The 21622-nt window shown below is 67.3% G+C and carries 19 protein-coding genes; 9 read left to right on the top strand and 10 right to left on the bottom strand.

Going from position 1 to position 21622, the window contains the following annotated elements; translation table 11 throughout:
* Positions 1-91 precede the first annotated feature (91 nt).
* Positions 92-610 carry a hypothetical protein gene (locus ACI3KS_RS00365; RefSeq protein ID WP_404914026.1) on the bottom strand — a complete coding sequence of 173 codons (519 nt, stop codon included), beginning with the start codon at positions 608-610 and terminating at the stop codon, positions 92-94.
* Between the two features lie 96 nt (positions 611-706).
* On the bottom strand, positions 707-1303 hold the full coding sequence (locus ACI3KS_RS00360; protein ID WP_404914024.1) for a hypothetical protein: 597 nt from the start codon (positions 1301-1303) through the stop codon (positions 707-709).
* Positions 1304-1683: 380 nt separating this feature from the next.
* On the opposite strand from ACI3KS_RS00360, the gene ACI3KS_RS00355 reads away from it, so the two are divergent.
* Positions 1684-3051 (top strand): hypothetical protein, encoded by a 1368-nt coding sequence (locus tag ACI3KS_RS00355; protein WP_404914022.1) that lies wholly within the window; start codon positions 1684-1686, stop codon positions 3049-3051.
* Between the two features lie 84 nt (positions 3052-3135).
* Positions 3136-4218 (top strand): FAD-dependent oxidoreductase, encoded by a 1083-nt coding sequence (locus tag ACI3KS_RS00350; protein WP_404914020.1) that lies wholly within the window; start codon positions 3136-3138, stop codon positions 4216-4218.
* Positions 4219-4437: 219 nt separating this feature from the next.
* On the opposite strand, the gene ACI3KS_RS00345 is transcribed toward ACI3KS_RS00350, so the two are convergent.
* Both ACI3KS_RS00345 and ACI3KS_RS00340 read right to left on the bottom strand, forming a co-directional pair.
* On the bottom strand, positions 4438-6126 hold the full coding sequence (locus tag ACI3KS_RS00345; protein ID WP_404914018.1) for an ABC-F family ATP-binding cassette domain-containing protein: 1689 nt from the start codon (positions 6124-6126) through the stop codon (positions 4438-4440).
* Positions 6127-6215: 89 nt separating this feature from the next.
* Positions 6216-6851, bottom strand: coding sequence for a TetR/AcrR family transcriptional regulator (locus tag ACI3KS_RS00340; protein ID WP_404914016.1), 636 nt, complete (start codon positions 6849-6851; stop codon positions 6216-6218).
* Positions 6852-6945: 94 nt separating this feature from the next.
* Here ACI3KS_RS00340 and ACI3KS_RS00335 point away from each other — a divergent pair, with 94 nt between their 5' ends.
* Entirely contained in the window at positions 6946-8382 is a 1437-nt protein-coding gene (locus ACI3KS_RS00335; protein ID WP_404914014.1) for a DHA2 family efflux MFS transporter permease subunit, read from the top strand.
* Positions 8383-8452: 70 nt separating this feature from the next.
* Here ACI3KS_RS00335 and ACI3KS_RS00330 read toward each other — a convergent pair whose 3' ends face one another.
* Together ACI3KS_RS00330 and guaB are read right to left on the bottom strand one after the other, a co-directional pair.
* Positions 8453-8767 (bottom strand): DUF2277 domain-containing protein, encoded by a 315-nt coding sequence (locus tag ACI3KS_RS00330; protein WP_404914012.1) that lies wholly within the window; start codon positions 8765-8767, stop codon positions 8453-8455.
* Between the two features lie 119 nt (positions 8768-8886).
* A complete protein-coding gene (gene guaB, locus ACI3KS_RS00325) occupies positions 8887-10389 on the bottom strand; it encodes an IMP dehydrogenase (RefSeq protein ID WP_404914010.1) in 1503 nt (500 codons plus the stop codon).
* A 254-nt stretch (positions 10390-10643) separates the two neighbouring features.
* On the opposite strand from guaB, the gene ACI3KS_RS00320 reads away from it, so the two are divergent.
* The 5 genes from ACI3KS_RS00320 to ACI3KS_RS00300 all read left to right on the top strand — a co-directional run bounded on the left by ACI3KS_RS00320 (position 10644) and on the right by ACI3KS_RS00300 (position 16007).
* Positions 10644-11993, top strand: coding sequence for an ABC transporter permease subunit (locus ACI3KS_RS00320; RefSeq protein ID WP_404914008.1), 1350 nt, complete (start codon positions 10644-10646; stop codon positions 11991-11993).
* A 2-nt stretch (positions 11994-11995) separates the two neighbouring features.
* Entirely contained in the window at positions 11996-12973 is a 978-nt protein-coding gene (locus tag ACI3KS_RS00315; protein WP_404914006.1) for a branched-chain amino acid ABC transporter permease, read from the top strand.
* A 37-nt stretch (positions 12974-13010) separates the two neighbouring features.
* Complete coding sequence (locus tag ACI3KS_RS00310; RefSeq protein ID WP_404914300.1) at positions 13011-13973, top strand: ABC transporter ATP-binding protein; 963 nt, start codon at positions 13011-13013, stop codon at positions 13971-13973.
* On the top strand, positions 13970-14746 hold the full coding sequence (locus ACI3KS_RS00305) for an ABC transporter ATP-binding protein (protein ID WP_404914004.1): 777 nt from the start codon (positions 13970-13972) through the stop codon (positions 14744-14746). The genes ACI3KS_RS00310 and ACI3KS_RS00305 overlap by 4 nt, the downstream gene beginning before the upstream one ends.
* Positions 14747-15020: 274 nt before the next feature.
* Positions 15021-16007 (top strand): hypothetical protein, encoded by a 987-nt coding sequence (locus ACI3KS_RS00300; RefSeq protein WP_404914002.1) that lies wholly within the window; start codon positions 15021-15023, stop codon positions 16005-16007.
* 254 nt (positions 16008-16261) lie between these two features.
* Here ACI3KS_RS00300 and ACI3KS_RS00295 read toward each other — a convergent pair whose 3' ends face one another.
* The 3 genes from ACI3KS_RS00295 to groES form a co-directional block, all read right to left on the bottom strand.
* Positions 16262-17524: an ABC transporter substrate-binding protein gene (locus ACI3KS_RS00295; protein ID WP_404914000.1), complete on the bottom strand. Its 1263-nt coding sequence runs from the start codon at positions 17522-17524 to the stop codon at positions 16262-16264.
* A gap of 127 nt (positions 17525-17651) precedes the next feature.
* Entirely contained in the window at positions 17652-18587 is a 936-nt protein-coding gene (gene rarD / locus ACI3KS_RS00290; protein ID WP_404913998.1) for an EamA family transporter RarD, read from the bottom strand.
* Positions 18588-18760: 173 nt separating this feature from the next.
* On the bottom strand, positions 18761-19057 hold the full coding sequence (groES, locus tag ACI3KS_RS00285; RefSeq protein WP_017203655.1) for a co-chaperone GroES: 297 nt from the start codon (positions 19055-19057) through the stop codon (positions 18761-18763).
* 149 nt (positions 19058-19206) lie between these two features.
* Here groES and ACI3KS_RS00280 point away from each other — a divergent pair, with 149 nt between their 5' ends.
* Positions 19207-20406, top strand: a complete 1200-nt coding sequence (locus ACI3KS_RS00280; RefSeq protein ID WP_404913997.1) for a THUMP-like domain-containing protein — start codon at positions 19207-19209, stop codon at positions 20404-20406.
* A gap of 13 nt (positions 20407-20419) precedes the next feature.
* On the opposite strand, the gene ACI3KS_RS00275 is transcribed toward ACI3KS_RS00280, so the two are convergent.
* Positions 20420-21622, bottom strand: a complete 1203-nt coding sequence (locus tag ACI3KS_RS00275) for a hypothetical protein (RefSeq protein WP_404913995.1) — start codon at positions 21620-21622, stop codon at positions 20420-20422.

Raw genomic sequence — 21622 nt, 5'->3', positions numbered from 1 at the left:
TGTGCTCGCTGGAGACACTGCCGCCGTTGCAGCGATAGCGATGGCCGCTGCTGCAACCGCGCCCGACCGCTTCATTCCCCCGAGCATCGGGTCACTCCAAAGGTTCTGCGGTCGCGACGCCGAACTCGCGTAACGTCCCGATCAGCCTGAGGCACTCATCAAACATCAAGGACACAAAGGAACGCCCAGTCGACGCTTCCGACTCGGCGATCGCTGATCGGTCTTGCGGGTCGCGCAGTGCCGCGCTCATCACAGCCCCAGCCATTTCGCCTACCGTCTCGCGCGTTCCCACTCGGCCCAGGAGACGAAGTCCAATCTCGGACGTCGTAAACAGGCCGCGATCCGTTTTAAACTCGTAGCCATCATGCGTTTCTCTCCTCAGAGAAAATGCCGCACGGGGAACCAATTCGAAATTGAGGTCATCGGATGTCGCGTTGGTCGAAAAAATCCGGATCGCTCCTCGATTAACCAGACCAGCTAGAAAAGCTTGTTCCTCCGGTGAGTAGACGCGATTTGCCTCCGCCGGAATGACGCTTGCGAGAAACTCGAACCAATGGGGTTCGAAAGTAAATCCCTGCTGACGTTGCGCCTTACGATGATCGATCGTCAAGTTCCCCTTGTCGCCAACCCAACTGAGCATTCCGAAGACAAGAATGTGCCTCGCTTCGTGAAATACTCGGAAATCAAACGTCTCCAAGATGCGAACTCAGATCCGGTCAGCGAGCGTGCCCCGCGCTTGGATGTCAAGGATCAGGGCGCCCGCGTCGAACGCCACCCGATCGACATTGGCAACGGGCGCGAAGCGCTGGGCATCCGTCGCTCGGAAGATCCCGAGCTCGCGCACACCCAGCCAGAGGAGCACCACCAGCCCGATGAAGAACCCGAAGACGAGGAAGAGCAGAAGCATCACCAGCAAGCGCGGGAGATCACGTTCCGCGGCGAGCGTTCTCGGCTCCCCCGGGCCCAGGATCCGGATGCTCGCTTCTGGACGGCGGAACGCGAAGGCCACGACGATGCCGACGAACAGCGATGTGAAGGCGAACGGCAGGAACAGAATCGAGAGCCAGCCGAACGGATTCGAGCTCGACCCGAAGCTGCTCATGAACGAACTCGTCGCACCGTTCACGAGGAGACCCGCTATGAGCAGGAAGAGAAAGTTCAACCCCGACCCGACAACCGCGACAAGCCCGAGCGCATCGTACCCGGTGTGACGGCTGACCTCGATGCCCTCGATCTTCTGCACATGGAACTCCATGTTGTGCACCGACGTCGAGGTGATCGTTTTGGCCTCTGCGGAATACACGACACGAGAATCGGTGACGAACAGAAAGCTCGCGAGCTTTCCGAAGAGCCGGTCTGCACGCGCGACCGGAAACACGCCGAGGACCGCCTCGTCGCGAAGCAGTCGGAAGGGATATGGAGAGGACGCCGGTTCCGGCTGCGCCGGTGCCCCGCTCTGAGCATATGTCGCTGGCTGCGCGTACGTGTCGTGGTTCACGGTCGGCTGCGCCTGCGGCGCATACGGCGCTTGGGCTGCCGGGCCTGTGGTCTGCGCGGGATCATGGGAATTCTCCGGGGTGAACATGGTTCTCCTGGCTCTGGTCGCCGACTGCTATTGTCTCCAGAAAGAGATACCACAGCCGCATCGCGGCCTGTCGCAACTGTTCTCGGGGGGAGACACACGTGCGCGAAGATAACTCGCAGCAACCGTATTCGCCAGGCGAGGAGCGCCGTCCCAGTTTGCTCGACGCTGACCCGGGCGCGACACGCGGAGCGGTTGCGCGACCCTCTCTTCTCGATTTCTCGCGGGTGAGTGCGACACGCGAGAATCTCCCGAATCCATCGCTCTTCGATGCTGCAGACGAGGAATGGACCCGCGAACCGAGCGCGCACGTGGCGCAAGGATACGACGACCCGATTCGTCGTGCTAGCCCGGCCACGCCTCCCGTTCCGTTGCCGGGAGGTGCACCCGCTCCGCTCGTGCAGTCTCCGCAAGCTTCTCTCGAAAACACAGCACCATCCGCACAGGCCACGGCGTTCGTCTCACCGTTCGCCGGTGCTGAGCCGCGCGCACCACGGAAGCCTCTGAGCCCGGTAGCCAAGCACCGGATCCGTCTCTGGAGCATCATCGCCGGGAGCGCAATCGTCCTGGTCATCGCCGGCGTTGTAGGGGTCGGCGTCCTGAACTCGACGCGTGGACCGCAAGTCGTCGCCGAGGAATACCTTGCGCACCTCGCGGCGGGCAACGCTTCGGCCGCCGCCCGGATCATCGATCCAGGCGTTCCGAACGACCAGAGACTTCTGCTCAGCGACGATGCTCTCGCCGCCGCTGACGCCCGCCTGGTGGTGAGATCGGTGGAACTCGTGCAGCGCAGCGATACCGGCGCAACGGTTCTCGCAACCATGTCCGTCGATGGGGAGCAGTTCTCGTTCGTCTTCGACGCTGTCAGCGGGGAGAGGGAGTTTCTGGTCCTTGACACGTGGCGCCTCACGAACCCGATGATCGTTCCGCTGTCTGTGGGAGCGACGGTCTCCGACTCGGTCGCTCTCGGCGACATTGAGGTACCTGTGACCGCAGGAGACACGACGCTGTATGCGTATCCCGGTGTGTACTCCTTCTCGGGCACCCCGAACGAGTATCTCGAGTCGTCCCCCGCCTCCACGCGAATCGTCGCGGCCTCCGATGAGTACTCGCAAAGCTTCGTGGATATCGAAGAGGCGCCCTCTCCTGCGCTATCTGAGTTCATCCTCGCCCAGGCTCAGGCGGAGGCAACCGCATGCGCTACAGTGCCGACGAATCTGAACGAGATCTGCCCGTACTCCGTTCAGGCGACAAACCTTTCCGTGCTGCAGCTGAAGTCACTCCCCGAAGGATTCGATGATCTGACGACGAGCAGCTTCCAAACGACCGAAGCTGTGATCACGATCCAGAGCGAAGCGTCGAGCTTCTATGCTCCGCCCGCGCGTGATGTGGAGTTCTCCCTGTCCGGAACGATCGACTTCGTGGACGGCCAACCCGTGATCGATTTCGGAAGCGGCAGCTGGTACTGACGGAACGCTCGCCCATCGACCGCTGAGCAGCGAGAGCGTCTATACGCGAGGGCTGGAAGACTGGTCGTGACCCCGGGAGGACTGATGCCAGTGGACGCGATCGAGATCGCCGTGATCGGCGGCGGCGTGATGGGACTCGCCACGGCATGGGAACTCACCCGCCGCGGACATCGTCCCGTCGTCTTCGAGAGGTTCGCCCGCGGCCACCACGAGGGCGCGTCCCACGGCGCCACCCGCAACTTCAACAACGCATACTCCGAGGACCACTACCTCGACCTGCTGGTGCGGGCTCGGGCGGGCTGGGACGCACTGGGCTCGGTCGACGGCGAGCCGCTCCTGCGCCTGCATGGGCTCGTCACGCACGGGCACGTCGATGTGGAGCGGATCGCCGGCGCGCTCGGCGACCGCGGGATCCCGGCATCCCTCCTCTCGCCCGCGGACGCCGCAGCGCGCTGGAGCGGGATGCGGTTCTCGAGCGATGTCCTGTTCTCGCCGGATGCCGGAGTCGCCAGGGCGTCCGCGGCACTCGGCGAGCTCGAGCGGCGCATCGTCGCGGGCGGTGGTGAGGTCCGCTGGGAGACGCCGATCTCGGCGATCGAGGACGCGGACCGGGGCGTCGTTCTGACGCTGCCGACCGGAACGGTCCGCGCCGACACGGCGGTCGTGACCGTCGGCGCCTGGACCTCGCGGCTGCTGTCGTCGATCGCGCTCCCCCGGCTCACCGTGACCGAGGAGACCCCCGCGCATTTCCGCCCGACCGGGACGGATGCCTGGCCGTCGTTCAACCACTACACGGATCCGGATCGGTACCCGGCGACCGTGTACGGGATGCCCACTCCCGGCGAGGGGATCAAGGTCGGATTCCACCTCGTGGGCGATGAGGTGGATCCGGATGCTCGCCCGCATCGGCCGACCTTCGTCGGCGAGCTCGCCGACTACGTGCGGGAATGGATGCCGGGGCTCGTTCCGGCATCCGCGACGCCGATCAGCTGCACGTACACGTCGACCGACGATTCGACCTTCGTGCTCGATCGGGTGGGCCGGCTGGTCGTCGGGGCGGGCTTCTCCGGTCACGGATTCAAGTTCGCACCCGGTGTGGGGGCCGTGCTCGCCGACCTCGCCCTGGACCCGCGCGCCGGGGCCGCCGAACCGTTCCGTCTCCGCTGATCGAGTTCCCTCGTTTCGTCTCGCTTCGCGGTTCCTGAGCGAGGAGCGCAGCGACGAGACGAAGGGCGCTCAACGACCGGACGCGCACTCATCGTCACCCCGTTTCGTCTCGCTTCGCTCGCTCAACGACCGGACGCGCACCCACCGGTCCCACCGTTTCGTCTCGCTTCGCTCGCTCAACGACCGGACGCGCACCCCCGTTTCGACTCGCGTCGCCGCTCACCGCGCCCGCGCGACGCGGCTCTCCGTCCAGACCGGGGCGTCGGACTCGTAGACCTCTCCGTCGGCGCCGAAGACCAGGAACCTGTCGAACGACCTTGCGAACCAGCGATCGTGGGTGACCGCGAGCACCGTGCCGTCGAATCGCGTCAGTGCGTCCTCGAGCGCCTCCGCCGACTCCAGGTCGAGGTTGTCGGTCGGTTCATCCAGCAGCAGCAGCGTCGCTCCCGACAGCTCGAGCAGCAGCACCTGGAAACGGGCCTGCTGCCCACCGGACAGCGAGTCGAAGTTCTGCTGCGCCTGGCGGACGAGACCATAACGGTCCAGCGCCGAGCTCGCCGCGTCACGGGGCAGGCCCGCTCGGCGTTCGTCGCCGCGGTGCAGGATCTCGAGCAGCGTGCGCCCGAGGAACTCCGGGTGCGCATGCGTCTGGGCGAACAGTCCCGGCACCACTCGAGCGCCGAGCGCCGCTGAGCCCGAGTGCTCTACCGCTGCGAGCTGCTCCCCCGTCGATGTGACGTGCCCGAGCGCCGGATCGGGATCGGAGCCGCCTCTCGCGAGCAGCCGGAGGAAGTGCGACTTACCGGATCCGTTCGAGCCCAGCACCGCCACTCTGTCGCCGAACCACACCTCCAGATCGAATGGACGCATGAGCCCGGTGAGCTCGAGATCCGTCGCGACGACGGCGCGCTTGCCCGTGCGCGCTCCGCGAAGACGCATGTCGAATTCCTGTGCGGGTGGACGCTCCTCCGGCGGCCCGGCGTCCTCGAACCTCCGCAGCCGTGTCTGCGCGGCCTGATAGCGAGAGGCGAAGCCGTCGTTGGCGGATGCCTTGACCTTGAGCGTCGCGACGAGGATCCGCAGCTTCTCGTGCTGCTCGTCCCACCTCCGTCGCAGCTCGTCGAGGCGATCCATCCGATCGCTGCGTGCCTGGTGGTACGTCGCGAAGCCGCCGCCATGCACCCAGGCGGAGGCGCCCGCCCCGCCGGGTTCGAGTGTGATGAGGCGGTCGGCTGCTCGGGCGAGGAGCTCGCGGTCGTGCGAGACGAGCAGCACCGTCTTCGGGGTCTGACGCAGCTGATCCTCGAGCCAGCGCTTCGCCGGCACGTCGAGATAGTTGTCCGGCTCGTCGAGCAGCAGCACCTGGTCAGGACCGCGCAGGAGCGCCTCGAGCGCCAGGCGCTTCTGCTCGCCGCCGGAGAGGGTGGTGAGCTCCCGAAATCTGGCGCGCTCGAACGGCACTCCGAGCGCGGCCACGGTGCACTGGTCCCAGACCGTCTCGTGCTCGTAGCCGCCGGCATCCGCGTACTCCGAGATGGCTGCGGCGTACGCCATCTGCGTGTCGTGCTCGTCCCGCTCGATCAGCGCGTTCTCGGCGGCTTCGAGCGCCTCGGCCGCGGCGCGGATCCGCCGCGGAGCGACGCCGACGAGCAGTTCGTGGACGGTCTGCCCGACCTCGCCGTGTCCGACGAACTGGTCCATCACTCCGAGACCGCCGTCGATCGTGACGACACCGGCGTCCGGTGCCAGATCGTCGCGGATGATGCGCAGCAGCGTCGTCTTCCCCGCTCCGTTCGGCCCGATCAGGGCACTGGTCGACCCGGCCCCGACGCGGAACGTGACGTCGTCGAGAAGCGGTCTGCCGTCGGGGAGCGTCAGCGAGACGCCCGAGACATCGATGTAGCCCACGGTGCGCGGCCATCCTTCCGCCCGCGGACAGCGAGCCGACCAGGCTATCAGAATCGATGCCGGGCCCCGAGCGACCGGCTCGGCTCCCGCTACCAGCGCTCCGCGCCGCGCGGGAGCACGTCCAGCACGTGCGGGAGTTCGCTGGGGAAGCACGAGCGGAACAGCTCGGTGATCTGCGGGTCGGAGCCGTAGTCGTCTACGATGCGGAGCCCGATCATGGTGCTGATGAGCATGCCCTCCGCGAAGAAGGCCCTCGCCTCGTCGGCATCCAACCCCACCTCGTCGCGGAAGAAGCGCCAGACCCGCGCGAACCCGCGGCGGGCCGCGGGCCCGATCACGGGGTGGCTGCCGAGCAGATAGGAGTGCGCCAGTGTCTGGTGCAGCCCGCGCACCTCGATGAGGTCGACGTAGGCCTCGCCGATGCGCTTGCCCGCGGTGGCGTCGTCGTCCTCGCGGACGAGGGCCGCCCGGAACGACGTCAGCAGTCGAGCGAGAGCCTCCTCCACCGCGGCGAGGAAGAGGCTCTCCTTCGAGCCGAACAGTCGGACGACATACGGCTGACTCACCCCGGCTGCTCTGGCGATCTCATCGGTCTTGGCGCCCTCGTAGCCGCGCGCGCCGAACACCGCGAGGGCAGCCAGCACGATCTGCGCGCGGCGCTCCTCCGAGGAGAGTCGCCTGCCGGGGTCGTCGACGCGGACGTCGGATGCCGCAGCTGAGGTCATGTCGAAAGGCTATCAGCGAATGACTTGACTTTGTAATCATTCGATTACTACATTTCTGGTGAACAAGTAATCATCCAATTACAACTGGAGCCTCATGTCTCAGCCCACCTCCGCGATCAGGCGTCGACCGGTCGCGCTCGTCATCGCAGCGACATCCCTGCCGATGTTCATGGCGACGCTCGACAACCTCGTCATGACGAACGCTCTGCCGGTGCTGCACCGGGAGATGGGGGCGAGCGTCGAGGAGTTGCAGTGGTTCGTCAACGCGTACGCCCTCGCGTTCGCCGGTGCGATCCTCATCGCCTCCGCTCTCGGCGACAGGTTCGGCCGCCGCACCGTGTTCACGCTGGGCGTCGCCCTCTTCGGCGTGGGCTCTCTGTTCGCCGCCCTCAGCTCCGACCCCGGTCAGCTGATCGCCGCGCGAGCCGTCCAGGGTCTCGGCGCCGCCGCGGTGATGCCCCTCTCCCTCGCGCTGCTGACCGGAGCCGTGCCCGTCTCCCGTCGCCCCCTCGCGATCGGCATCTGGGGCGGTGTCTCCGGACTCGGCGTCGCCGTCGGGCCGCTGGTCGGCGGATCCATCATGGAGGGCTGGAACTGGCAGGCGATCTTCTGGATCAACATCCCCGTCGCGATCATCGCGATCCCGCTCGCTCTGCTCGTGCTGCGCAACGACTTCGGTGCGCGCTCCCGCATCGACATCCCCGGGGCACTGCTCGCCGCATCCGGAGTCCTCGCTCTCGTCCACGCGATCGTCCGAGGCAACGACGACGGCTGGGACTCCCTCGGCGTCATCGTCGAGCTCGTGCTCGGCACGGTGCTGCTCACCGCCTTCGTGCTCTGGCAGATGCGGGCGAAGGCACCGCTCGTGCCGCTACGGCTGTTCCGTGACCGCTCCTTCTCGATCACGAACGTGATCGGCTTCGCCTTCAGCTTCGGCACGTTCGGTTCGGTGTTCATCCTCATCCAGTACCTGCAGGTCGTGCAGGGCGCGACCCCGCTGGAGGCCGCGGTGCAGACCACGCCGTGGACACTCGCCCCGATGTTCGTCGCCCCGCTCGCCGGCATGATCGCGCCCCGCGTCGGCACGCGGGCGCTGCTCGTGCCCGGGCTTCTTCTGCAGGGCGTCGCGCTCGCCTGGATCGCGCAGATCACCGCTCCCGACCTGGCGTATCCGAACCTCATCGCCCCGTTCATCCTCGCGGGCGTCGGTATGGGCCTCGTCTTCGCGCCGTCGGCCACGGCTCTGCTCGCGACGCTCGGACTCGTCGACCATGCGAAGGCGTCCGGCGTGAACTCGACGGTCCGCGAACTCGGCGTCGCGCTCGGCACCGCGGTGATGACCGCCATCTTCGTCGGTGCGGGCGGCCAGCTCACTCCCGACCTCTACGTCGACGCGGCCAAGCCCGCGGTGTTCACGGGAGCGGCCGTAGTGCTCGCGGCGACCGTCATCGCGCTGTGGCTCCCTTCCGGCAGATCGACGACCTCTGTCCCCGCCGAGTCTGCGGCGGAGGAACCGGTGCTCGCCCTCTGAGTTTCGTGCTGGAGGGGACGGATGCTGCGACATCCGTCCCCTCCTGCGTCTGCGGATCAGGGGCCGGCGATCACGACGACGCCCTCGCGGCGCGCTTCTCCTCCTGGTAGATGCGGATCGCCTCGTAGCGCTCGGCCGACCGCGCCTTGCGCTTGGCCGCCTCGTCCTCGCGGATCTTCGGCGGCGCCGTGGTGACCAGTCCGTCGACGAGCATCCGCGTGGCCCTGGCGATCTCGGCGACGGCCTGGTCGAAGACCTCCTGGTTCGCGCGCGACGGCTTGGTGGTGCCGGCGATCTTGCGCACGAACTGCAGTGCGGCGTCGTGGCACTCCTCGTCGGTCGCGGCCGGTTCGAAGTTGTTCAGCGGGACGATGTTGCGGCACATGCTGCACAGGGTAGGCCGGTTCTCTCCATCCCCCAACCCCTGAGTCCCCTGGGCCGTCCTCCCTGCACGACGGAGGGGACGGATGCCGCAGCATCCGTCCCCTCCGGGATCAGGTCAGATCACTTCTTGTAGTTCGGTGCCTCGACCACGATCTGCACGTCGTGCGGGTGCGACTCCTTGAGGCCCGCCGAGGTGATGCGGACGAACTTGCCGCGGGTCTTGAGCTCCTCGATCGTGCGTGCGCCGACGTAGAACATCGACTGACGCAGGCCGCCGACGAGCTGGTAGGCGACCGCCGCGAGCGGACCGCGATACGGGACCTGGCCCTCGATGCCCTCGGGGATGAGCTTGTCGTCGCTGGGGACGTCGGCCTGGAAGTAGCGGTCCTTCGAGTACGAGGTCTGCTTGCCACGCGTCTGCATCGCACCGAGCGAACCCATTCCGCGGTACTGCTTGAACTGCTTGCCCGACTGGAAGACGATCTCGCCCGGAGACTCGTCGGTGCCGGCGAGAAGAGAGCCCAGCATCACGGCATCCGCACCGGCGACCAGTGCCTTGGCGATATCGCCCGAGTACTGCAGACCGCCGTCGGCGATCACCGGGACGCCGGCCGGGCGAGCGGCGAGCGATGCCTCGTACACCGCGGTGACCTGCGGCACGCCCACCCCCGCGACCACGCGAGTCGTGCAGATGGAGCCGGGACCGACGCCGACCTTGACGGCGTCGACACCCGCGTCGATGAGCGCCTGCGCACCCTCGCGGGTCGCGACGTTGCCGCCGATGATGTCGATGTGGGCGAACGACTCGTCCGCCTTCAGCCGCTGCACGAGGTCGATGACACCCTGGGACTGGCCGTTGGCCGTGTCGACCACGAGCACGTCGACACCCGCGTCGCGCAGAGCCTCGGCGCGCTCCCAAGCGTCGCCGAAGAACCCGATGGCGGCGCCGACGCGCAGGCGGCCCTGCTCGTCCTTGGTGGCGAGCGGGTACTTCTCGCTCTTATCGAAGTCCTTGATCGTGATGAGCCCGGCGAGTCGGCCGTCCTCGTCGATGAGGGGCAGCTTCTCGACGCGGTGCTTCGCGAACAGTGCGATGACCTCGCCGGCGGCGACGCCCACCGGAGCGGTGACGAGGTTCTCGCTCGTCATGACGTCCTTGACGAACGTCGACTGGCGCTCGAAGCCCGAGACGAAGCGCATGTCACGGTTGGTGATGATGCCCACCAGGCGACCGTCGGGGTCGACGACCGGCAGACCCGAGATGCGGTACTTCGCGCACAGCGCGTCGACCTCCTCGACCGTGGCGTCCGGCGTCGTCGTGATCGGGTCGGTGATCATGCCCGACTCGCTGCGCTTCACGCGGTCGACGTGCGCGGCCTGATCGGCGATCGAGAGGTTGCGGTGCAGGATGCCGATGCCGCCCTCGCGCGCCATTGCGATGGCCATGCGCGACTCGGTGACGGTGTCCATCGCGCTGGAGAGCAGCGGGGTCGCGACCGAGATGCGGCGGGTGATCCGCGAGGAGGTGTCCGCCTCGCTGGGGATCACGTCGGTGTGCCCCGGAAGGAGCAGCACGTCGTCGTAGGTGAGTCCGACGAAGCCGAAGGGGTCGTGCTGTTCCATTGATCGTCCTCCTGGGGGCGGGTCTGGGGAGAAGGTGTACCAATTCTAAACGCGGGAGGGAGCGGGAAATTCCCGTGGGACGCCGAGATGCGGGGCCGCAGGAGACCACAGGGCGTCGATGTTCGTGGGAACGTTCTCACCGTGAGCAGATCGTGCCTTGGCCGAAACAGACTCGACACATTACGCTCATAGCGTCGTACATCAAGGCCGATGAACAACCCTGTCGTCGTCTGTGTACTGGACTGGGAGGTTCTGTGAGTCCGACGATCCCGGCGACGCGACCCGTGAGGCGGTGGGCTGTCGCCCTGCTCGCTTCGCTGCTCGCCCTCGCTTTTCTCTGGATGCAGGCACCCTCCTCGGCCTCGGCCGAAGAGACGGATGACGGCCAGGAGATCACCGACTTCTACTTCGCCGGCGTGATCACCTTCGACGACCAACCCGTCGAAGGCGTCGTCATGACGATCGAGGGCAAGGGCTTCGAGGGCGAGACGGAGACGGATGCCGAGGGCAAGTGGCGCCTCTACGTCCCGGAGAAGGAGACCTACACACTGACCGTCGACGAGGAGACCCTGCCCGACGGAGTCATCGTCGATGCGGCTCAGCTTCCGGAGGGCACTCAACCGATCTCCGGAACGACAGCCTCCTTCGAGGTCGAGTTCGGCCTCACCGGCACGAAGATCATGAACCTCTTCCTCGGGGAGGGCGAGCGGATCACGACGTCGTTCATCGATCAGCTGACATCGCGGCTGGTCGGCGGATTGAATTTCGGCCTGCTCCTCGCTCTCGCCTCGATGGGCGCCGCACTGATCTACGGCACGACGCGACTGTCGAACTTCTCGCACGCCGAGATGGTGACCTGGGGCGGCCTCGTCGCCCTCGTCACCACGACGATGTGGCACCTTCCGCTCTGGGCCGGCATCGCCGCGGCAGTGATCGGCGGCGGATTGCTCGGCTGGGGAATGGATGCCGGCATCTGGCGACCCCTTCGGCGTCGCGGGCTCGGCACCGTGCAGCTGATGATCGTCAGCATCGGTCTCTCGCTCGCTCTGCGTTACGTCTTCCAGTACTTCATCGGCGGCGGCACCCAGCAGCTGCCGGGGGCGAGCCCCACGCCGATCCAATTCGGACCGATCTCGCTCTCCTACATCGACCTGATCGCGATGGGCGTCAGCATCATCGCGATCCTCGGTGTCGCGTTCTTCCTCACGCGGACCCGCATCGGCAAGGCGACCCGCGCCATCTCCGACAATCCGCAGCTCGCCGCGGCATCCGGCATCGACGTCGACCGCGTGATCAGGGTCGTCTGGATCCTCGCCGGCGTACTCGCCGCGATCTCCGGCATCCTCTGGGCTTACTTCCGGCCGGGCGTGAAGTGGGACATGGGCGGGCAGATGCTGCTGCTGATGTTCGCCGCCATCACGCTCGGTGGCCTGGGCACGGCTTTCGGCGCCTTCATCGGATCGCTGATCATCGGCATCGCCGTCGAGGTGTCCACTCTCTGGATCCCCTCGGATCTGAAGTACGCGAGCGCCCTGGTCGTGCTCATCATCATCCTTCTCGTCAGGCCGCAGGGTCTGCTGGGGCGCAGGGAAAGGTTGGGCTGACGATGGACTTCGGAAGCATCTTCTCCAACACCGCGGTCTACCTGTTCAGCCCGGTCACGATCGCCTACGCGCTGGCGGCCACTGGTCTCGCCGTGCACTTCGGGTATGCGGGTCTGCTGAACTTCGGCATGGCGGCGTTCATGGCCGTCGGTGGATACGGCTACGCGATCTCGGTGCTCTCGTTCGGGCTCCCGTGGTGGCTCGGCATGCTCATCGGCCTCATCGGCGGTGCGGCGTTCGCCGTGCTCCTCGGCATCCCGACCCTGCGATTGCGAGCCGACTACCTCGCGATCGCGACGATCGCGGCCGGAGAGATCGTGCGTCTGCTGTTCACCACGCAACTGTTCGACGAGTACACGAACTCGGCTGACGGTCTCGCGCAGTACAACGGCGGCTTCCGCGATGCGAACCCCTTCCCCGACGGCACCTACGGCTTCGGCCCGTGGACATACACGGCAGACGACCTGTGGAACCGTGTCTTCGGCATCATCCTGCTCGCCGTCGCGATCCTGCTCGTCTGGGCGCTCATGCGCAGCCCGTGGGGACGCGTGCTCAAGGGCATCCGCGAGGACGAGGACGCGGTGCGCTCGCTCGGCAAGAACGTCTTCGCATACAAGATGCAGGCGCTCATGGTCGGCGGTGTGATCGGCGCGGCCGGAGGCATCGTGTTCGTCCTGCCGTCGGCCGTGGTGCCCGGCAGCTACACGACCTCGCTGACGTTCTTCCTGTGGACGATCCTGCTGCTCGGCGGTGCGGCCACGGTCTTCGGGCCGACGCTCGGTGCGGTGCTGTTCTGGGTGGTGTTCGCGTTCCTCGCGAACCTGCTGCCGAGCATGGCCAAGAACGGCGTCCTGCCGATGACCGACAGCCAGGCTTCGACGCTCGTCTTCGTGTTCGTCGGCATCGCGCTCATGCTGCTCGTGATCTTCCGCCCTCAGGGCATTCTGGGCGACAAGAGGGAGATGACCTTTGTCAAGTGAATTGAACCCCGAGTCCGCGGCACCGTCGACCGGGAGCATCCGCCGCCCGAAGACGACAGGCCTCGCCAAGGGTCCGGCGGCACCCGGTGTCGCGAAGGTCGACCCGATCCTCGTCGTCGACGCCGTGCAGCGCCGCTTCGGCGGTCTGACCGCGGTCGATGTCGATCACGTCGAGATCCCGCGGGGGGCGATCACCGCACTGATCGGACCGAACGGCGCGGGCAAGACGACGCTGTTCAACCTGCTCTGCGGCTTCGACAAGCCCAACAGCGGGGCCTGGTCGTTCGACGGCACCAACATCGCGGGCGTTCCGTCGTTCAAGGTGGCCCGCATGGGTCAGGTCCGCACGTTCCAGCTGACCAAGTCGCTGTCGCTGCTCACCGTGCTCGAGAACATGAAACTCGGAGCACCCGGTCAGCGCGGCGAAGGATTCTGGTCGAGTCTGTTCCCCTTCCTCTGGCGCACACAGGATGCCGAGATCGAGACCAAGGCGAAGGAACTGCTCACGCGGTTCAAGCTCGACGCCAAGGAGCAGGACTTCGCCGCAGCACTCTCCGGTGGACAGCGCAAGCTGCTCGAGATGGCGCGGGCGCTGATGAGCGACCCGACGCTCGTGATGCTCGACGAGCCGATGGCCGGGGTCAACCCGGCGCTGACGCAGTCGCTGCTCGACCACATCCTCGACCTCAAGGAGCAGGGCATGACCGTCCTCTTCGTCGAGCACGACATGCACATGGTCCGCCACATCGCGGACTGGGTCGTCGTGATGGCCGAGGGCAAGGTCGTCGCCGAGGGGCCGCCGGAGGACGTGATGGAGGACCCCGCGGTCGTCGACGCGTACCTCGGCGCGCACCAGGACGTCGACCTCGGAGCCGTGACGGGCCGGGTTCCCGTGCTCGCCGACACCGCTGCTGTGAGACTGCGCGAGCAGATCGAGGCGGAGGCCGAAGCCGAGGTCTTCACGGACGACGACGACTCTTCGCGAAAGGGCGACGCATGAGCGAGAACATCCCGGCCACCCCGGCGTCACCCGCCTCTCCCGAGGACCGCGTCGTCGTCGAGCTGACCGATGTGCACGCGGGCTATCTGCCCGGCGTCAACATCCTCAACGGTGCGAGTCTCGTCGCCCGTCAGGGCGAGCTGATCGGCATCATCGGCCCGAACGGGGCCGGCAAGTCGACGCTGCTGAAGTCGATCTTCGGCATGGTCAACGTGCGCAGCGGCGACATCACCGTGAACGGCGAGAGCATCGTCGGTCTCAAGGCCGACAAGCTCGTCCGCCGTGGTGTCGCGTTCGTGCCGCAGACGAACAATGTGTTCCCCTCGCTGTCGATCGAGGAGAACCTGCAGATGGGGCTCTTCCAGAATCCGAAGATCTTCGCGGAACGACTGGAGTTCGTCACGAGCATCTTCGCGGAGCTCGGCAAGCGGCTCAAGCAGCGCGCCGGATCTCTCTCGGGCGGCGAGCGCCAGATGGTGGCGATGTCGCGCGCGCTCATGATGGACCCGTCGGTGCTGCTGCTCGACGAGCCCTCGGCAGGCCTCTCCCCCGTGCGGCAGGACGATGCGTTCATCCGCGTCTCGGACATCAACAAGGCGGGCGTCACGACGATCATGGTCGAGCAGAACGCCCGCCGCTGCCTGCAGATCTGCGACCGCGGCTATGTGCTCGACCAGGGCAAGGACGCGTACGAGGGGTCGGGGCGCGACCTGCTGAACGATCCGAAGGTCATCGGGCTGTACCTCGGCACGCTGGGCACCGACGCCGCCTGAGCGCCGCTCGTTCCCTTCCCTCATCCACCCCACTCGCACCCGCGCATACCTGTTCGCCGACGCCCCTGCTGGGCTACGACGCCCCTGCTGATTCACGTGAATCAGCGGGGGCGTCGTAGGCAGGCGGGGGCGTCGACGTGCAGGCGAGGGCGTCGACGTGCGGACGGGCGACGGGGCAGTGCGACCGGCCGTCCACAGTGCGCGGATCTCCCGACACACCCACGCGGCCTGTGGAGAACGCGCACGGCGCCGCCGCACCGACGAAGATCGGCGGATGCCGAGAAGAACAGTCGATCTCACCGAGGCGAAGGGGTTGCTCGAGACGCGGGCCGACCTCCTCGAACGCGGGCTCTCAGAGCGCGACATCGAGAACCTCGTGCGCGACGGCATCCTGCGTCGCGTCCGGAACGGGCGCTACGTCTGGAACTCCGACTGGATCCAGCTGTGGGGCGAGGGACGACATCTCGTCGAGGTCGTCGCCACTCAGCTCAACTGTGCGGAGCCGGGACCGGTGTTCTGGGGGCCATCCGCAGCGGTGCTCCATGGTCTGCCGCTCTGGAGGTTCCGGCCGACGGGCGTCCACACGGTGATATCCGGGTCACGTCACGGCCGCACAGTTGCCGGCGTGGTCTGGCACAACGTGGCTCTCGACCCGAGTGACGTCATCGTGGTCGACGGCATCCGATGCACGTCGCTCGACCGCACCCTGCTCGATCTCGCCCGAACGACGCCAGCGGAGACATCGCTCTCCGCAGCGGACGCCGCGCTGCGAGCCGAAGCGGTCACGGGGCATGTTCAGGATGCCGATGCCGCGGCGGCCTGGATCGCCCGGCTCACGGAGCGTGCGGCGAAGTCGCACGCTCGCGGCATCAGGAAGGCACGCGAAATCATCGAGTTCGCCGACGGCCGCGCGCAACTCCCCGGCGAGAGCGTCAGTCGCCTCCAGCTGGCCAGACTCGGGTTCATGCGACCCGAACTTCAGGTCCACGTCGTCGGCCCGGAAGGAGAGGACTACTGGCTCGACTTCGGATTCCCGCGAGCGCGCTGCTTCGGCGAGTTCGACGGTAAAGGCAAGTACATCGACGACGAACTGCGCGCAGATCGGAGCGCCGAGGAGGTCGTGCTGGCGGAGAAGCGTAGAGAGGACGCGATCCGTGGCGTGACCGGCTGGCGCACGGTGCGGTGGGACTCAACCGATATCGCGTCGGCGGATGCTCTGGGAGCTCGGCTCCGCACGTTCGGCATCCGTCCGCCGGGCTGAGGATCTCGCCGCGCCCGCCACGCTCCGCTGAACTCTCACGCCCCACCCGCGCCCCCGCTGGCCTACCACGCCCCCGCTGAGTTACGTGACTCAGCAGGGGCGTCGTAGGCCGGCGGGGGCGTCGGCGGATGGGCGACGGAAACGGATGCGGATACCGATGCGGATGCCGCGCCCTCCAGACACGACGCGCAGCGGACGCCCGCGAACACGACGACGGCCCCGGATGCGCGCATCCGGGGCCGTCGTGAACCGTGTCAGTTCTCGCGGGTGATGGTGTTGTCGGCGCCGTACTTGTAGATGCCGATCGAGGCGCCCTGGGGGTCGCCGTTCTCGTCGAAGGTCACGTCGCCGGAGTAGCCGTCGTAGTCGGCCGTGCCGCCGTCGTTGATGATCTTCGCGCAGTCGGCGAACGTCGTGCACTTCTCACCGTCGCCCGAACCGCCCGACACCTCCTGCATCTTGGCCGCGATGTCCGCACCCTCGGTCGAGCCGGCGGCGAGCGACGCCAGAGCGACGAGGACGACCGCGTCATAGGCCTCACCGGCGTAGGTGAAGTCCTTGACCTCGGCGTTGCCCTCACCGGTCCAGAACGTCTGCAGACGCTCGGTGAAGTCGTCGGCGAGCGCGGGGCCGGCCTTCGTGCCCTGTGCGCCCTCGAGCGAGACCGGCAGCTCGTCACCGTAGTCGGACAGGTTGCCGTCGACCATGTAGAACTTGTCAGCCGAGACACCCGCGTTGACGAGCAGCGGAGCGATGGTCTTGAACTGCTCGAACGACACGATCGCGACCGCGTCGGGGTTCGCCGCGGCGATGGTCGCCACCTGGGCGTCGAACTGCGCGTCACCGACGTTGAAGGATGCCTCGGCGACGACCTCGCCACCGGTGCTCTCGAACGTCGACTTGATCGCGGCGTCCAGTCCGGTGCCGTAGGCGTCGTTCTGGTAGATGATGCCCAGCGACTTCGCGCCGTCCTCGGCGATCAGGTTGCCCAGCACCTCTCCCTGGAGCAGGTCGCTCGGGGCGGTGCGGAAGTAGAGTCCGTCATCATCCCAGTCGGTGAAGTCCGGCGACGTGTTCGATGCCGAGATCTGCAGGATGCCCGCGGCGACGTTGCCGTCGAGGATCAGCTTCGAGACACCGGATGCCGCCGCACCGACGATCGCTGTGACGCCGGCGCCCTGGAGCTTGGTGATCGACGTCTCGTACGCCTTGGTGTCGGTGTCGCCCTCGTCCTCGGCGGTGAGGTCGATGGTGATTCCGGCATCCGCGTCGTTGATCTCCTGAACCGCGAGTCCGACGCCGGACTCCATGGGCGGGCCGAGGAAGGCCAGCGACCCGGTCTGCGGCAGCAGTGATCCGAGCTTGAGGGTGAGGTCGGCTCCCGACGAGCCTCCCGAGTCACCGGTGGACGAGTCCGACGGCGTGCTGCTGCAGCCGGCGAGCACGAGTGCGGATGCGCTGACAAGCGCGATTCCCGCGAAGACCTTCGCGGCGCGCGAGCCCTTCAGTGCATTCATGTTGCTCCCTTACGTAACGGAACGTGGACGAAGGTCCACGTCCACGATCGAGTGCTCTAACCCTAGAACGCGACAGGTTTCGCGGAGGTTTCAGTGCGCTAACGATCCTGACGGGGAGCGATCCTGCTCAGACGGGCTCGTACTCGACCTTCGCCCTTCCCCGTCGTGCGACGAGGACGACGTCGATCACGAAGACGATGATCGCGATCCAGACGAGCACGAATCCGATCCATCGAGCCGGCGGCATCGCCTCGTGCAGCACGAACACGCCGAGGATGAACTGCAGTATCGGGGCGATGAACTGGAGCATTCCCACCACCGTCAGATCCGCACGGCGCGCCCCGGCGGCGAAGAGCAGCAGCGGCACCGCGGTCGCGACTCCGACGACGAGCAGCAGGATGGTGTGCACGGCCCCGTTCTGCCCCATCGTGATGCCCGCAGGGGTCGTCGCGACGATGATGAGCTGCACGACGGCGATCGGGATCAGCCAGAACGACTCCAGCGTGAGCCCGCTGATCGCGTCGACGGCGGGGCCGATCTGCTTCTTGATGAGTCCGTAGATCGCGAAGGACGCGGTCAGGCTCAGTGCGATCCACGGGAACTTCCCGTAGAACGCGATGATGACCGTGACGGCGACCGCGGCGATGCCGATGGCCACCCATTGCAGCCTGCGCAGGCGTTCCTTGAGCACGAGGACGCCGAGGATCACCGTGGCGATCGGGTTGATGAAGTAGCCGAGGCTCGTCTCCACGACGTTGCCGGAGAGCGTTCCGATGAGGAAGACCTGCCAGTTGACGTAGATGAGCAGGCCTGCGAGCGCCGTGAGCCCGAGCAGCTTGGGTTGGCGGATGATCGCGCCGAGCGTCCTCCAGCCGCGGGTGATCGAGAGCAGCAGGACGCAGAAGAGGAAGGACATCAGGACCCGCCAGGCGACGACCTCCCAGGGGCCGGTCGGCACCAACAGGATGAAGTAGAGGGGCAGGAAGCCCCAGAGCAGATAGGCACTGCCGGCGTAGGCGATGCCGGCGGGCTGGCTGCTGCGGGCGGGGGCGTCGGGGGTCACCGCACAACCCTATGCCCGGCTGCGCGACGCCCCCGCTCGCGGGCGAGGGAATGGCAGGAATCGGATGCCGGTCGTCCGGCCTGCATCTCGGAACGGCCTCGTCGATGAGGATGCGGGAACGATGAAGGGCCCGGATGCCGAAGCATCCGGGCCCTTCCCGATATCGCGCTGGATCAGCGGACGACGACCGCCAGGACGTCGCGCGCCGACAGGACGAGGAACTCGTCCGCACCGAACTTCACCTCGGTGCCGCCGTACTTGCTGTAGAGCACGCGGTCGCCGACGGCGACGTCGAGCGGGACGCGGTTGCCGTTGTCGTCGATGCGGCCGGGACCCACGGCCACGACCTCGCCCTCCTGGGGCTTCTCCTTGGCGGTGTCGGGGATGACCAGGCCACTCGCGGTGGTCTGCTCGGCCTCGACCTGCTTGATGACGATGCGGTCCTCGAGCGGCTTGATGGAAACCGACACGGTCTACCTCTTCTTTCTTGACGCTGACACGAAAGACTTGTGTTCGCACTCTCAACCCGAGAGTGCTAATCCAGTCTATGCGGTCGGCTGGCACTCACGCAATGCGAGTGCCAGCCGCGCGTCACATCGCGCGCGCCTAAGCTGGGCGTGTGGAGATGTCCGAGCTGCGCGCCCTGCTCACCCCTGAGGGGCTCGACCTGCTCGACGCCGTGGGGCCGATCGATTCCACCGCTGAGGTCGCCGCCGCGGTCTCGAGGCTCCGTGCCGCCGGCTACTCCCCTGATCTCGTCTCGGCCGTCGTCGGACAGGCGCGGCTGCGGGTCAGGGCCACCGCGAAGTTCGGCGATTTCGCCGGGCGGATGCTCTTCACCCGCGCAGGGCTCGAGCAGGCGACCCGACTCGGCGTCGCCGCCCGCCATGCGCAGCGCATCCGCAGCGCCGGGTTCGCGCGCGTCGCCGACCTCGGCAGCGGTATCGGTGGAGACGCCCTAGCGTTCGCCGGAGCGGGGCTCGACGTGCTCGCCGTCGACGCCGATGAGGTCACCGCAGCGATCGCCGGCTTCAACCTCGCGCCGTTCGGCGCCGAGGTGCGGCATGCCACGGCGGAAGCGGCCTTCGGCGGCCTCGAGCCGGGCGGCGCCGTGTGGATGGATCCTGCGCGCCGCACGTCAGGGCACAGCGAGACCCGGCGCGTGTCCGCCGACGACTACTCTCCCTCGCTGGACTGGGCCTTCGATGTCGCGGCTCGGACTCCGACGGGCATCAAGCTCGGCCCGGCCCACGACCGCGACGCGCTTCCCGACGACGTCGAGGCCCAGTGGGTCAGTGCGGACGGCAGCGTCGTCGAGCTGGTGGTCTGGAGCAGAGCCCTCGCGCGCGAGGGCGTGCGCCGGGCCGCCCTGGTGATCCGCGGCGAGCGCTCGTGGGAGCTGACCGCAGCCGCGGACGCCGAGGATGCGCCCGTGCGTGAGCTGGGCGCCTTCCTGCACGAGCCCGACGGCGCGGTGATCAGGGCTCGGTTGATCGGAGACGTGGCGCGCAGCCTGGAGGCCGGGATGCTCGACGAGCGCATCGCCTATCTGACCTCGGATGCCGCGCTCACGAGCCCGTTCGTCCAGTCGTTCCGGGTACGCGAGACGATGGCCGCGAATCCGAAGGCGATCCGCGCGGTCCTCGTGCGCGAGGGCATCGGCACGGTGGAGATCAAGAAGCGCGGGGTCGACATCGATCCGGCCGCGTTCCGGAAGAAGCTGAAGTTGAAGGGCGATGCCGCGGCGACGCTGATCCTCGCGCGCATCGGGAACGACCGCCTGGCGATCCTCGCCGATCGGGTGTCGGCCGCCGCCTGACCGCGCACGGCGCTCAGTCGTCGGGGTCAGTGTTCGGTGTCCCGATCTCGATCGGATCGCCCGTCTGCGTGTCGGTCACCACACCGGTCCCTGACGTGAGCCCCTCGGTGATAGTGAGATACGGAGAGCCCCACTGGGTGAAGGCCACCTCGACGCTGGCCGCCGTCCCGTCGGTGTCCGCCGTCGTCACCCCCAGGGTGGAGCTGTAGTCGCCGTCATCGGGCGCACAGCTGCCGACGTCGCTGATGGCATCGACGATCAGGCATCGCTCTGCGGTCGCCGCGTCGTCATCGAACCTCTGCGCGAACCACACCGGCTCGTTCCGGAAGTAGCCGAGGATCGAAAGCCCCTGCTCGTAACCCTCGTCGATGAGCGCCTCGGCCCGGTCCCGCTCTGCCCCCTCGAACTGCGAGAGGAACGAGCTGTCGTAGTTCCAGCGCTGGATCACCACGACCAGTTCACCGTTCGCCGCCCGCACTCCGGACGCATTCACCATCTCGCCGCCGAACGTCCCTCCCTCGACGGCATCCGGATCCTCGACCGACAGACTCGCGTTCAGTCCGCCCATGTTGACGTCGAAGTCCGGATCCGCACAGCCCGCCTGCGAACGCTCCCCCACGTCGAGGATCAGGCACACCTGATCGGGGCCGCTCTTCGTCGCGGTCCAGACCAGAGCGTCGTCGTCGCGTCCGATCGCCCGCACGGATCCCGGATCGTAGATCCCGCCGCTCGACAGTTCGCTGCGCCGCTCCGCTTCGGCGGAGCTCAGAGGGATGTCGTCGCCCTTCGGGGCGAACAGCATCCAACCCGCGCCGATGCCGATGGCCAGGAGCAGAGCGGATGCTGCAGCGACGGGCTTCCAGCTGCGGCGGAGCAGCACGCGCCACGAGGTCGTGTCGGGCGCGGCATCCGAATCCGCGTCCACCGAGTCCTCGGGATCCGATCCGGCATCGTGCTCGCGCGAGGCCGCGACTTCGGACTCCTCGGCATTCTCCCGGGCGGAGTTCTCACGCTCGGGCGGAAGATCTGCGGCGGGTGCTCCTCCCGACGCGGTGTTCTCCTCCGTCGATGCCGCACTCAGTTCCTGCGACGCGGCAGTGCGTGCGGACTCGAGCTCTGTCAGACGCGCGGAGTCGGCTGCGGTCAGGGCACCGTCGCGACCGTAGGCCTTGCGCTGCAGCGCCCGCAGCTCCGCGAGCGCATCGGTCTCGAGCAT

The sequence above is a fragment of the Microbacterium sp. ZW T5_45 genome (genome assembly GCF_044987415.1).
GTDB lineage: Bacteria > Actinomycetota > Actinomycetes > Actinomycetales > Microbacteriaceae > Microbacterium.
The sequence above is the reverse complement of the archived record's forward strand: the minus strand, read 5'-3'. Positions and strand labels throughout refer to the sequence as shown.

Bases quoted from the DNA above. Each gene is read 5' to 3' on its own strand.
- ACI3KS_RS00350 (WP_404914020.1), top strand. From the start codon at position 3,136: ATGCCAGTGGACGCGATCGAGATCGCCGTGATCGGCGGCGGCGTGATG.
- ACI3KS_RS00340 (WP_404914016.1), bottom strand. From the start codon at position 6,851: ATGACCTCAGCTGCGGCATCCGACGTCCGCGTCGACGACCCCGGCAGG.
- ACI3KS_RS00335 (WP_404914014.1), top strand. From the start codon at position 6,946: ATGTCTCAGCCCACCTCCGCGATCAGGCGTCGACCGGTCGCGCTCGTC.
- ACI3KS_RS00330 (WP_404914012.1), bottom strand. From the start codon at position 8,767: ATGTGCCGCAACATCGTCCCGCTGAACAACTTCGAACCGGCCGCGACC.
- guaB (WP_404914010.1), bottom strand. From the start codon at position 10,389: ATGGAACAGCACGACCCCTTCGGCTTCGTCGGACTCACCTACGACGAC.
- ACI3KS_RS00315 (WP_404914006.1), top strand. From the start codon at position 11,996: ATGGACTTCGGAAGCATCTTCTCCAACACCGCGGTCTACCTGTTCAGC.
- ACI3KS_RS00305 (WP_404914004.1), top strand. From the start codon at position 13,970: ATGAGCGAGAACATCCCGGCCACCCCGGCGTCACCCGCCTCTCCCGAG.
- ACI3KS_RS00300 (WP_404914002.1), top strand. From the start codon at position 15,021: ATGCCGAGAAGAACAGTCGATCTCACCGAGGCGAAGGGGTTGCTCGAG.
- ACI3KS_RS00295 (WP_404914000.1), bottom strand. From the start codon at position 17,524: ATGAATGCACTGAAGGGCTCGCGCGCCGCGAAGGTCTTCGCGGGAATC.
- ACI3KS_RS00275 (WP_404913995.1), bottom strand. From the start codon at position 21,622: ATGCTCGAGACCGATGCGCTCGCGGAGCTGCGGGCGCTGCAGCGCAAG.